The organism is Streptococcus sp. 2021WUSS109 (genome assembly GCF_044427305.1).
Classification (GTDB): Bacteria; Bacillota; Bacilli; order Lactobacillales; family Streptococcaceae; genus Streptococcus; species Streptococcus suis.
Window position 1 is genome coordinate 25,178 of sequence record NZ_JAOTGF010000021.1, and the last position, 11,932, is coordinate 37,109.

The following is an 11,932-nucleotide window of genomic DNA, read 5'->3' on the forward strand; positions in this document are numbered from 1 at the left end:
GACCTCCTAAACTAGCATTTTATAAAGCGAATCATTTTCATGAAGATTGATGTACTGGGGATCAAACTCTTCCAAGCGAGAAATAAACTGCGTATAATCTGTTTTATCTCCTAGAGCAATACCGATTAGAACCGGCCCTGTTCCCTTATTGGCACGTTTGATATATTCAAAACGAGTAATATCATCATTTGTCCCTAGAATATCATTTACAAATTCACGAAGAGCCCCTGGACGTTGTGGAAAATTAACAACAAAGTAGTGTTTAATTCCCTCGTAGATAAGCGCACGTTCCTCCATTTCCGGCATCCTGTTGATGTCGTTATTACCACCAGAAATGATACAACAAATGGTTTGCCCCTTGATTTGGTCCTTGACTACCTCAAGAGCTGCAATCGTTGCTGCTCCTGCTGGCTCAGCAACAATACCCAGTTTAGAATAGAGGTCTAAAATAGTCCCGGAAATCCATCCTTCATCCACACCAATCAGGCGATCTACGTATTTCCGAGCCACTTCGTAGGTCGACTTACCAACTTTCTGTACCGCAATACCGTCAGCAAATTTATCAATTTGGTCTAATTTAACCGGACGACCTTTATCAAAAGCCGCTTTCATTGACCGTGCCCCACTTGCTTCAACACCAACAATCTTAATTTCAGGTGCATGTTCTTTCAGATAGGCCGAAACGCCTGCAACCAGACCACCTCCTCCTATGGGAACTAAAATTTGGTCAAAACTAATGGTTTGCTCTTCCGCTTCTTCCAAGATTTCATAGGCTACTGTTCCCTGACCAGCCTGCACATTTTCATCATCGAATGGGTCTATAAATGTTTTCCCACTTTCCTGAGTATAATCTTGTGCTGCCTTGGCTGACTCATCGAAGGTATCACCTACGAGCCGAATCTCTACGTAGTCTCCTCCGAAAAATTTAACCTGCCCTATTTTTTGTTGCGGAGTTGTAATGGGCATAAAAATCGTAGCAGGAATTTGCATTTCCTGACAGGTGTAGGCCACACCTTGAGCATGGTTCCCGGCCGAAGCACAGACCACTCCGCGTGACTTCTCATCATCTGTCAATTGTGAAATAGCATAATAGGCTCCTCGAATTTTAAAAGAGCGAACACGCTGTTCATTTTCTCTTTTTAAATAAATAGTTGCACCATATTTTTCCGATAAGTATCGACTATAATCCAAGGGGGTACGTACTACCACGCGCTTAAGAACGGAGTATGCTTGTTCTACATTTTTTGCTGTAATCATAGTTCCATTAATTTCTTTCTATATTTATTGTATCAATATTCCCTAGAAATTCCTAGTATTTAAACTATTATTATGTCATTTTATAAAAACCGAACTTTTTTATTTTTTTAATGTATTCATGAATGAAATGGGCAAAAGAGCCGGAAAAAACCAGCTCTTTTATTCATTTTCAGAGATAGGGGAAAAAAGGGAATGACATCCCCTCATCCGCCAACTCAAACCTTAAATGTATTGCCATCACTCAAAGTAAAGTTGACTATCCCCCTATCCACCATGATAGTGTTTAATTATAGATTTTGAATGCGTCGTCATCATTGCGTCCGACAAATGGCATTGCTTTGCGGAGTTCTGCACCTACTTTTTCGATTTCAAGATTCTCTGCTTCTTTACGATAAGCTTCCATACGTGGACGGCCTGCTTTGTAGTCATTTACAAAGTCATTTGCAAATTTACCAGATTGAATATCTGCAAGGACTGCCTTCATGTTTTCTTTGACTTGGTCTGTAATCACGCGTGGACCTGATACATAGTCACCAAATTCAGCAGTGTTTGAGATAGATTGGCGCATTTTCTTGAAGCCACCTTCGTAGACAAGGTCAACGATAAGTTTCATCTCGTGGAGAACTTCGAAGTAAGCCAATTCTGGTGCATAACCTGCTTCTGTCAAGACTTCAAAACCTGCCTGCATAAGGGCTGTCAAACCACCGCAGAGAACAGCTTGCTCACCAAACAAATCTTCTTCTGTCTCTTCTTTGAAAGTTGTTTCCAAAAGACCAACACGGGCTGAACCAACACCTTTTGCCCAGTCCATCGCAATATGTTTTGCATTGCCAGTTGCATCTTGGTAAACAGCATAGAGGGCTGGTACTCCAAAACCTTCTTCAAAGGTACGGCGGACCAAGTGACCTGGACCTTTTGGTGCACACATGAAGACATCCACATCTGCTGGTACCTTGATAAATTCAAAGTGAACATTGAAACCATGGGCAAAACCAAGGGCATTGCCCGCTTCCAAGTTTGGAGCGATTTCGTCATTGTAAAGGTCTGCTTGGATTTCGTCTGGAGCCAAGATCATGATGACATCTGCTTGTTTTGCTGCTTCTGCTACTTCAAAAGTTTCAAAACCGTCTTCTTTTGCCTTATCAAATGACTTACCTGCACGCACACCGATGATGACATCGTGCCCTGTATCACGCAAGTTTTGAGCATGGGCATGACCTTGTGAACCATAACCGATAACGGCGATACGTTTGCCATCAAGTGCTGCTACTGTTACATCTTTTTCATATTGCATTGTTACTGTCATAATTTTTTCTCTTTTCTATTTTTATTTGTAGTTTTGGATGTTCAAAGAAAATGAAGGCTAGACTAGGCGAAGATAGAACTAACGTTCATCAAGCGAAGTCAACGCAGGATAGGTTTTATTATCGAAAAGGATTAGTCTCTACTAAAGCCAGTCGCACCCGTTCTTGCGATATTCTTGATGCCATAAGGCTGAATCACACGCAGGAGGGCGTCAATCTTATCTCCATCACCTGTCATTTGAATGGTAATGGAGTGCGGTGCCACATCAACAACATTTGCTCTAAAGGGTTGGATAATCGCTAAAATTTCTGCTCGTTTTGTTGGCGGAGCTGAAATTTTAACAAGAATCACCTCACGCTCTAAGTGGGGAATGTCCGTCAAATCACGGACACGGACCACATCAATCAAGCGGTTCAGCTGTTTGATGATTTGTTCGACCTCATCGTGACTGACCACGTCTACAATCACCGTCACACGTGAGATGCCATCTACTTCTGTTGGGCCGACTGAGATGGACTCAATATTGATTTGGCGACGAGATAGGACACCTGTAAAACGATTCAGAACACCAGATGAATTTCGCAATTTAGCTGTTAATATTCTACGCATTGAACCTCACCCCCAACATTTCTGCATTGCTCTTACCTGCTGGCACCATCGGTTGAACATGTTCACGATTAGAAATATGAACCTCTATGAGCATTGGTTTATCTTCTAAAATAACTTTCATATCTTCACTTAGAGTCGCTGGATTGTCAAAACTATAATGACTAATTCCGTAGGCCTCCGCCAACAATTGGAAATTCGGTTCATCGTCAAAGACAGATTGGCTACGACGCTTTTCATAGAAGGATTCCTGCCATTGACGAACCATTCCAAGAGAGTGGTTATTGATCAACACAACCTTAATCGGTACACCATAGCCATTCAAAATAGCCAATTCTTGGTTGGTCATTTGGAAGCCGCCATCACCAACAAAGATGATTACTTCTTTATCTGGATTGGCTAATTTGGCGCCGATAGCCGCAGGAATACCAAAGCCCATGGTTCCCATGCCACCAGATGTTACAAGTTGGCGTGCATGTTTGTAGGGGTAGAATTGGGCAGCCCACATTTGATGCTGACCAACGTCTGTTACGACAATGGCATCCCCTTGCGTCAACCGACCAATTAATTCAATTGCCGCCTGTGGCTTAATAACCTTTTCATCTTCATCATACCAAAATGGCGCCCGACGTTTGTTTTCCAATACTTGTGCCGTCCAATCAGCATAGCCTGTTTCAACTGTTTCTAAAGCAAGCAGAGCTTTCAAGGTTGCCTTAGCATCGCCTACTACTGGAATAGCCGTTTTGACAACTTTACCAATTTCTGCGGGATCAATATCAATATGTGCTACCGTCGCATTTGGCGCATAGGTTGTTGGATTTCCTGTTAGGCGGTCATCGAATCGCGCTCCAATATTGATAATGTAATCAGCCTGATCCATAGCCATATTGGCAGCGTATGAACCGTGCATCCCCCCCATAGCCAAGGATAATTCATGCTCAATGGGCATTGCACCTAATCCAAGGAGGGTTGAAACTACTGGAATACGGTAGCGCTCTGCAAAGGCAACTAATTCTTTATTGGCATCTGCATAATTGACACCACCACCAGCCAATATAACTGGTTTTTGAGCTTGGCTAAGCTGTTTCAAAATTTTCTTAACCTGCAAACCATTCGGTTCAATCGTTGGCTGATAACTTGGCAAATGTAGAGTTGGGTCATGATAAAAATCAACAACTCTTTCTTGGATGTCTTTTGGAACATCAATAACAACGGGACCCGGTCTCCCTGTTGTTGCAATATGGAGAGCTTCTGTGATGACTCTAGGAATATCTGCCGTATCCCGAATTTGGTAATTGTACTTGGTAATCGGCATTGTCATCCCCAAGACATCTGCTTCCTGAAAAGCATCTTTACCGATACCACGTGTTGCGACTTGACCAGTAAAAACTAAAAGAGGAACACTATCACCCATTGCGTCCGCAATTCCAGTAATGGCATTGGTAGCACCTGGCCCAGAGGTTACAATGGCTACGCCCACCTTTCCTGATGATTTAGCGTATCCTTCGGCCTCGTGGACCGCTCCTTGTTCATGACGAGCCAAAATATGCTGGATTCCCTCATATTGATAAATAGCATCATATAGAGGCAAAACTGCTCCACCAGGATAACCAAAAACAAGGTCTACTCCTAGCTGATGCAGGGTGTCCAAAATGAGATAGGACCCCGAACGCGGTTGGTCTAGTTGAATTTCTTGCACGAATATTCCTCCTCTCTGCAAATTTGTTATCTACTATAATATCACAAGGAAGTAGAATGTCAAGAAATTTTCTGAAAATTCCTACATTTGTTCGTTTTCTTAACTATTTCCTAACATTTCTTAAGCAAAACTTAAGCAAATCCCTTGACTGGCTTGGTTTCAGCTTGCTTTCAGAAAACATCAGTATAGTAGTTCCACTAAAAAAATTAAATGAGGTTTAGGATATGTATTATGTAGTGATACCGGCTTACCAGCCAGATGAAAAATTAATCCAACTATTAGAAATAATGAAAAACAGGCTAAATTGTCAGGTCATCGTTGTGGATGATGGTAGTACTGGCGCATCCAAAAACATTCTTGAAATCGCCAAACACTATGCAATTGTTCTACACCATGATGTCAACAAAGGAAAAGGCCAAGCCTTACGGACTGCCTTTAGTTTCATCCAAGATTTGAGAAAAACAGGTGTTATCGTAACTGCTGACGCAGATGGTCAACACGCTGTAAATGATATTGACCGTGTCGCACGCGCAGCCATGAATCTACCAAGCCGCCTGATTCTTGGCGTCCGTCAATTTACCAAAGACATTCCCTTTCGGAGTCGTTTTGGTAACAAACTGACTAGAGTATTGTTTAGACTGCAAACTGGTGTCAATGTGTCCGATACCCAAACAGGCTTGCGTGGATTCCATACTGACTTAATTCCATTCATGTTAGATATTGAAGGCGACCGCTATGAGTACGAGATGAACATGTTAACTCAGGCAAGTCAACGCTATAAAATTACGGAAGTCCCAATCCAAACCATTTATATCGATGATAATGCCAGTTCGCATTTTCGTCCCATAAAAGATGGACTGCTCATTTACAAAAATCTCTTCAAATTTGCCCTGGCATCTTTTGGTGGATTTCTAGTTGACTACGGAGTATATGCACTTGCCTTATTGCTACTCACTAGCTTACCAACTGCTGTACGCTTATTGGTCGCAAACACGATTGCTCGCATTTGTAGCGCTACCTGTAATTTTGCACTTAATAAGAAATTAGTCTTTAACAATGAAGAGAGCATCGCACGAACAGGCGTAGGCTACTTTACACTAGCCCTTGTCCTCTTCCTTTGCGATACAGCCCTCCTATATCTCTTCCACCAAATTCTAGGACTCAACCTCTACATTGTCAAACTTGCAGTTGGTATCTTCCTTTTCCTAGCCTCTTGGTTTGTTCAAAAGAATATTATTTTTAAAGAAAGGAAATCATTTTCTCATGAAATTGCTTAAAAAACCCTTTGCCTACGCATCCATCTTCGGAATGCTTTTGACAGGAGGCTTTACTTATTCCATGTTAAAAACCTTCGTCATTTCTGAAGCGATAACAACCGTCTTAGCAAGCAATGCCACAGCCAATAGCCAGAACACAGCTACTTCATCGTCATCAACTGCCGCAACCACTGCAACTAATGTCTCTACAACGGATACTAGTTACTCTGATGATAATATTCAGATAAATTTAGAGACGATTACCACCAATAACACAACTGTTTACGTCGCAGATATTCAAGTCAGCTCACCCGAGTATTTAAAGACAGCTCTAGCCCAAAATACCTATGGCACGAACGTAACAGCCAAAACTTCTGAAACCGCCGCCGCAAACAATGCCATTCTAGCGGTTAATGGTGACTACTACGGAGCCAACTCAACTGGTCACGTTATTAAGAATGGGGTTCTGTATCGAGACACCGTTCGGGACAATGCATCTTATGGCGACTTGGCCATCTACGCAGACGGCTCATTTGAGGTCATTTATGAAAATGAGATTACCGCCCAAGAATTGATTGACAAAGGCGTTGTCAACCTCTTAGCATTTGGTCCATCATTGGTCGAAAACGGCGAAATTGTCGTCGATACTTCAACAGAAGTCGGACGTGCAATGTCATCCAACCCTCGTTCTGCTATCGGGATTATCGATGAAAATCATTATATCATCGTCGTAGCAGATGGACGTACGTCTGAAAGCGAAGGACTCTCTCTCTATCAATTGGCAGAAGTTATGAAACAATATGGTGCTCAAACTGCCTACAACCTTGATGGCGGTGGTTCATCTACTCTTTACTTCAACGGTCAAGTTATTAACAACCCAACAACAAATGGAAATACTATCTCAGAAAGGGCGGTGAGTGACATTGTCTACATCGGTTACTAATTCAACTACGAGAGTTTCAAGAACATTTATCTCCTACTTAGCAATAACAGCTTTCCTGTTTACTTTCAGTCGAATCTATGAAAATCTCAGCTATGGCGAAGTCTCTGTCTTTATGCATTATATGTTCTGTGTACCATTAATAGGCGGAGCTGTGCTACTCGGTCTGCTGCAACTTATACCTACTCTTTCACGTCTCGCCTATAATTTGTGGAATTCTGGCGTTGCAACTATTACAGCTGGTTGTCTTCTCCGAGGCATTATCAACCTATCTGGACGTTCAACTACCTTAGATCAACCTTATTGGTACATCGGCGCAGCCTTCCTAGTTCTATCGTTAGTCGGTCTTTTCATCAATCCATCCGCAAACAATCGCCGAAAAACAACCACTTAATCTACAAATAAATGATAAGGGCACTTAAAATTCTTAGGTGCCTTTTACTGTAGAATGAATTGTTGAAAAATTCGGAAATTTCCAATTATTTATCAAATCTTTTATCGTTTCTTTCATATCTATGATATAATGGGTAAAATAAGATAGGGAGAAGAAAATTATGACCGATACAAACAAACTTAAAAACTTTCGACATCGCAGTTCTGTCTATGATTCGATGGTCAAGTCACCCAACCGTGCCATGCTTCGCGCAACAGGAATGACCGACGATAGCTTTGAAAAGCCTATTGTTGGGGTTATTTCGACATGGGCTGAAAATACACCTTGTAACATGCACCTTCATGACTTTGGAAAATTAGCCAAAGAAGGGGTAAAAGATGCAGGTGCCTGGCCTGTTCAATACGGTACCATCACCGTTGCAGACGGAATCGCCATGGGAACGCCTGGTATGCGCTTCTCCTTGACTTCCCGTGACATCATAGCCGACTCTATTGAGGCAGCTATGGGAGGGCACAACGTGGATGCCTTTGTCGCAATCGGTGGCTGCGATAAAAACATGCCTGGTTCTATGATTGCTATCGCCAATATGGACATTCCTGCCGTATTTGCCTACGGTGGAACCATCGCACCAGGAAACCTCAATGGTAAAGATATTGACTTGGTTTCTGTCTTCGAAGGAATCGGAAAATGGAACAATGGCGACTTAACTGCTGAAGAAGTTCGTCAGATTGAGTGTAATGCCTGTCCTGGTCCTGGTGGTTGTGGTGGTATGTACACTGCCAATACCATGGCTACTGCCATTGAGGTAATGGGTATGTCCATTCCTGGCTCTTCTTCTCACCCTGCTGAATCTCCTGAGAAGAAGGCTGATATTGAAGAAGCTGGTCGTGCTGTTGTACGCATGCTAGAACTTGGTATCAAACCATCTGACATTATGACGCGTGAAGCCTTTGAAGATGCTATTACAGTCACAATGGCTCTGGGGGGCTCAACCAACGCTACGCTCCATCTTCTAGCCATCGCCCATGCTGCTAATGTTGAATTAACACTGGAAGATTTCAACGATTTCCAAGAGCGTGTGCCTCACCTAGCTGACCTCAAACCATCTGGTAAATATGTTTTCCAAGACCTCTATAATGTCGGCGGTGTCCCTGCGGTTATGAAATACTTGCTCAAAAACGGCTTCCTTCATGGCGACCGCATCACATGTACAGGTAAGACCGTTGCTGAAAACCTAGAGAATTTTGCAGACTTGACTCCAGGTCAAGATGTCATCATGCCTCTTGAAAATCCAAAACGTGCAGATGGTCCACTCATCATCCTCAAAGGTAACCTTGCTCCTGAAGGTGCCGTTGCCAAGGTTTCTGGTGTGAAAGTCCGCAACCATACAGGTCCAGCCAAGGTCTTTGATTCTGAAGAAGAAGCGATCGAAGCAGTCTTGACTGACGAAATTGTAGATGGCGATGTAGTCGTTGTCCGCTATGTTGGACCAAAAGGCGGTCCTGGTATGCCTGAAATGCTATCCCTTTCTTCCATGATTGTCGGAAAAGGCCAAGGTGACAAAGTAGCCCTTCTAACAGACGGTCGTTTCTCTGGTGGTACCTATGGACTGGTTGTTGGACACATCGCACCTGAAGCTCAGGATGGCGGTCCAATTGCCTACCTCCGTACAGGTGATTTGGTGACGGTTGACCAAGATACCAAAGAAATCACCATGCATGTTTCTGACCAAGAAATCGAAGAACGCAAGAAAACAACTGTTATCCCACCACTCTACTCTCGTGGTGTTCTTGGAAAATATGCCCACACCGTATCATCTGCCTCTAAAGGAGCCGTTACCGACTTCTGGAGACCCGAACGAAGCGGTAAAAAATAAAAAGAATACAACCCCTGTCACACAATGACCGGGGTTTTTAAAGGAGTAAATGGAATGAAACTAAACGTCGAACTATCCCGCTTCCGCGTTAAGGAAGGCAAGACTGCCAAAGTAGATGAATGGATGGCCTTTCTCAACGAGCACATGGTAGACACCCTTCTGACTCTTGAAGGAGAGAAAATGTATGTCGAAACTATCTTCCGTGAAGTACTGGACGGCCGCGAATACCTCTACTGGTACTCTGTCCAAGTCGAAGGAGGGATTGAAGTCGAAGATTCAGAATCCTATATTGATAAAAAACATTTAGAATACTGGGAAGAATGTATCGACCCAAGCTACAGCATGGTAGACTTGGCTCCGCAAGTTATCATGATTCCCAAGCCTGTTTATGAAACCATGGAAGAATTAGACAGACAATACGATGAAACATTTAAAAAGTGAGGCTGGACAGAAAGTCCAGCCTCACTTTTCAGAGTTCGTGTCAACATCTCAGCGCAGTGGTTGATTGGCTTTAACAGTCCACTGGACTGTTAAAGGTTGGAGATAAGATTTGCAAAGCAAATCTCAGCAATTCGTGTTTTACACTCCAAATCCGACCATTACGACTGTTGCGAACAGAGTTCGCTTTATCTCCAACCTCCAAAGATTCCCTGAACCTTTGGAGCTATGCGGGGGTGGGAGTGAAATAGTCCAGTGGACTATTTTAGCCCGAACCAACATATTCGGAAGCGAGGGGAACTCTTTTGACCGTCGAGTTCTTTCCCTCTCCCATTTTCTTTTTATTTCGGACTGATGCCAAGCGTAATACGTCCGAGACGGCTGATGCGGGTCATCTTCCAAGCAGGAGACCAGACAATCTCTACCTGTGCATCGTTTATACCATCAATCGTTTTCAAGGCTGCAACCAATTCACCAGGCATAGTATCCGCACAAGAACAACCTGAATCTGTAAAGGTCATGACAACCTTACAAAAACCAGCTTCATCTAAATGAATCTCATAAATCAAACCCAAATTGTAGATGTCTAGCTCAATTTCAGGATCGTAAATGGATTCTAAAACCTCTATCAACTGTTCTGATACAGTTAACGCTCGTTCATTAATCTGAATATCTTCTCTCATTAAATTCAAACACTCCTAAAATATTTATAAGAAGTATTGTATCATAATTAAACGAAATATACCTATGCTATCAAATATTTTTATTTAGCTTTTATAGAGCACGGACTTCTGAATCCTCACCTTAACCGATAGAAAAAATATATTTGTGCCCTTGAGGCAAACTATGATAGAAACCATGACCTGCATAAATCTGAAACACCTGTTTTCTGTAGTATATCAAAAAACAGTAAACCGGATACTGTTAGAAAACGAGGCCGGAGAATAATTTTTTAACTTTAAACGAGGCTGGGCAAAAAGTCCAAAGCCAATTCTCAGAGTTCGTGTCAACATCTCAGCGCAGTGGTTGATTAGCTTTAACAGTCCAGCGGAGTGAAACAGTTCGGGGAACTGTTTCAGCCCGAGCCTAGAAAGAAAAAAGCGAAGTTAAAGGTTGGAGATACGATTTGCGAAGCAAATCACAGCAATTCGTATTTCACACTCCAAATTTGACCTATACTGCTGATGCGAACAGAGTTCGCTCTATCTCCAGCCTCCAAAGGTTCCCCGAACCTTTGGAGCTATACGGGGGTTGGAGTTCAAAAGGTCTGGTAGACCTTTTGAAGTAGGAGACATAAGCTGACTGTAGTCAGCTCACATCATTCACAGTCTGGGGATAGACTGTTTCAGTTCAACAACTTAAAACTAGGACTTGTTCATTATTCAGCCAGTGGGGTTTTTGAGTGTTTTCCGTAGAATATTTAAATTACTTAACTATGGTATTTACTCAATAATAATATCAAAATGTTTTCTATCAACTTCTTTTGGAGCAACATAACTAATACTTCGTTTGGCATTGAAAATATCAGATTCTTCCAATGAAGTAGAGAGTCCGCTCCATGGTTCTAATGCGATAAAGGGACTCTGATTTGTAGTTGACCAAATCACTAAATATGGAAAATCATCAAATGCAATCGAAAGTTTCTTCTGATGATTTTTGGATTTCAAGGTTACCTTTCGTGATGCTAATTGATCCAATGTGATGGCATCATGCTCAAACAATTGATAGGACAAGTCCAAGGTCTTTTGATTTTCCAAGAATGGCCGGCGGTCTCGCAGATCAAGTAAGCCAGTTTCTGGAAAACTTCTAGGTACTGTACAAGATTCTACTTTTTCAAATTCTAAATAATAGTCTTCATAACTCTCACCATCCAACAAGGGACAATTAAAACCTGGGTGACCCCCAATAAAGTAAGGTAGCTTTCTATGTCCCTCAAGGTTTTTCACCCGATATTCAGTTCGAATTGTATTGCCAAGTAGTGAGTAGTTAATGGAAAGTTCAAATTCAAAAGGGTAATTTTTGACAGTTTCCTCATTTGATGAAATAGAAAATTCCAAAGAGTTTTTGGTACTATTTACATTTTTGAACAGCATTTTTCTCACAAGTCCATGCCTTGGAATTGTGCCTGTAAATGTCAATCTTTCTGCAGGTTCATAGATAG

General features: G+C 42.2%; 11 protein-coding genes and 1 pseudogene. 5 read left to right on the forward strand and 7 right to left on the reverse strand.

The genetic code is table 11. The features are described from left to right. Positions 1-6 precede the first annotated feature (6 nt). The 4 genes from ilvA to ODU37_RS08475 all read right to left on the reverse strand — a co-directional run bounded on the left by ilvA (position 7) and on the right by ODU37_RS08475 (position 4,867). Entirely contained in the window at positions 7-1,257 is a 1,251-nt protein-coding gene (gene ilvA, locus ODU37_RS08460; RefSeq protein WP_024390594.1) for a threonine ammonia-lyase IlvA, read from the reverse strand. A gap of 283 nt (positions 1,258-1,540) precedes the next feature. Next, complete coding sequence (ilvC, locus tag ODU37_RS08465; protein WP_002942259.1) at positions 1,541-2,563, reverse strand: ketol-acid reductoisomerase; 1,023 nt, start codon at positions 2,561-2,563, stop codon at positions 1,541-1,543. Positions 2,564-2,694: 131 nt separating this feature from the next. Further along, positions 2,695-3,171, reverse strand: coding sequence for an acetolactate synthase small subunit (ilvN, locus tag ODU37_RS08470; protein ID WP_002937420.1), 477 nt, complete (start codon positions 3,169-3,171; stop codon positions 2,695-2,697). Next, positions 3,164-4,867: an acetolactate synthase large subunit gene (locus tag ODU37_RS08475; protein WP_024412049.1), complete on the reverse strand. Its 1,704-nt coding sequence runs from the start codon at positions 4,865-4,867 to the stop codon at positions 3,164-3,166. Before ODU37_RS08475 ends, ilvN begins: the two co-directional genes overlap by 8 nt. A gap of 224 nt (positions 4,868-5,091) precedes the next feature. On the opposite strand from ODU37_RS08475, the gene ODU37_RS08480 reads away from it, so the two are divergent. The 5 genes from ODU37_RS08480 to ODU37_RS08500 all read left to right on the forward strand — a co-directional run bounded on the left by ODU37_RS08480 (position 5,092) and on the right by ODU37_RS08500 (position 9,774). Further along, positions 5,092-6,144, forward strand: a complete 1,053-nt coding sequence (locus tag ODU37_RS08480; protein ID WP_249562511.1) for a bifunctional glycosyltransferase family 2/GtrA family protein — start codon at positions 5,092-5,094, stop codon at positions 6,142-6,144. Continuing rightward, on the forward strand, positions 6,131-7,066 hold the full coding sequence (locus ODU37_RS08485; RefSeq protein WP_249562510.1) for a phosphodiester glycosidase family protein: 936 nt from the start codon (positions 6,131-6,133) through the stop codon (positions 7,064-7,066). The genes ODU37_RS08480 and ODU37_RS08485 overlap by 14 nt, the downstream gene beginning before the upstream one ends. Further along, the gene (locus ODU37_RS08490) at positions 7,041-7,457 is read left to right on the forward strand and encodes a hypothetical protein (RefSeq protein WP_249562509.1); all 417 of its coding nucleotides are present in this window, start codon (positions 7,041-7,043) and stop codon (positions 7,455-7,457) included. Before ODU37_RS08485 ends, ODU37_RS08490 begins: the two co-directional genes overlap by 26 nt. A 160-nt stretch (positions 7,458-7,617) precedes the next feature. Then, on the forward strand, positions 7,618-9,333 hold the full coding sequence (gene ilvD / locus ODU37_RS08495) for a dihydroxy-acid dehydratase (protein ID WP_105155608.1): 1,716 nt from the start codon (positions 7,618-7,620) through the stop codon (positions 9,331-9,333). Between the two features lie 54 nt (positions 9,334-9,387). Continuing rightward, positions 9,388-9,774, forward strand: coding sequence for a DUF6176 family protein (locus ODU37_RS08500; RefSeq protein WP_105155609.1), 387 nt, complete (start codon positions 9,388-9,390; stop codon positions 9,772-9,774). Positions 9,775-10,112: 338 nt separating this feature from the next. On the opposite strand, the gene ODU37_RS08505 is transcribed toward ODU37_RS08500, so the two are convergent. The 3 genes and pseudogenes from ODU37_RS08505 to ODU37_RS08515 form a co-directional block, all read right to left on the reverse strand. Next, positions 10,113-10,454 (reverse strand): metal-sulfur cluster assembly factor, encoded by a 342-nt coding sequence (locus ODU37_RS08505; RefSeq protein WP_024406534.1) that lies wholly within the window; start codon positions 10,452-10,454, stop codon positions 10,113-10,115. 121 nt (positions 10,455-10,575) lie between these two features. Further along, positions 10,576-10,656: pseudogene (locus tag ODU37_RS08510) on the reverse strand (pyridoxamine 5'-phosphate oxidase family protein); the annotation flags it as partial. Positions 10,657-11,213: 557 nt separating this feature from the next. Next, positions 11,214-11,932, reverse strand: a 719-nt coding sequence (locus ODU37_RS08515) for an aldose 1-epimerase family protein (protein WP_398580465.1), incomplete at its 5' end; no start/stop codon positions are given.

Excerpts from the sequence above, each read along its gene's own strand:
- ilvA (WP_024390594.1), bottom strand. The coding sequence starts at position 1,257 with ATGATTACAGCAAAAAATGTAGAACAAGCATACTCCGTTCTTAAGCGC.
- ilvC (WP_002942259.1), bottom strand. The coding sequence starts at position 2,563 with ATGACAGTAACAATGCAATATGAAAAAGATGTAACAGTAGCAGCACTT.
- ilvN (WP_002937420.1), bottom strand. The coding sequence starts at position 3,171 with ATGCGTAGAATATTAACAGCTAAATTGCGAAATTCATCTGGTGTTCTG.
- ODU37_RS08480 (WP_249562511.1), top strand. The coding sequence starts at position 5,092 with ATGTATTATGTAGTGATACCGGCTTACCAGCCAGATGAAAAATTAATC.
- ODU37_RS08485 (WP_249562510.1), top strand. The coding sequence starts at position 6,131 with ATGAAATTGCTTAAAAAACCCTTTGCCTACGCATCCATCTTCGGAATG.
- ilvD (WP_105155608.1), top strand. The coding sequence starts at position 7,618 with ATGACCGATACAAACAAACTTAAAAACTTTCGACATCGCAGTTCTGTC.
- ODU37_RS08500 (WP_105155609.1), top strand. The coding sequence starts at position 9,388 with ATGAAACTAAACGTCGAACTATCCCGCTTCCGCGTTAAGGAAGGCAAG.
- ODU37_RS08505 (WP_024406534.1), bottom strand. The coding sequence starts at position 10,454 with ATGAGAGAAGATATTCAGATTAATGAACGAGCGTTAACTGTATCAGAA.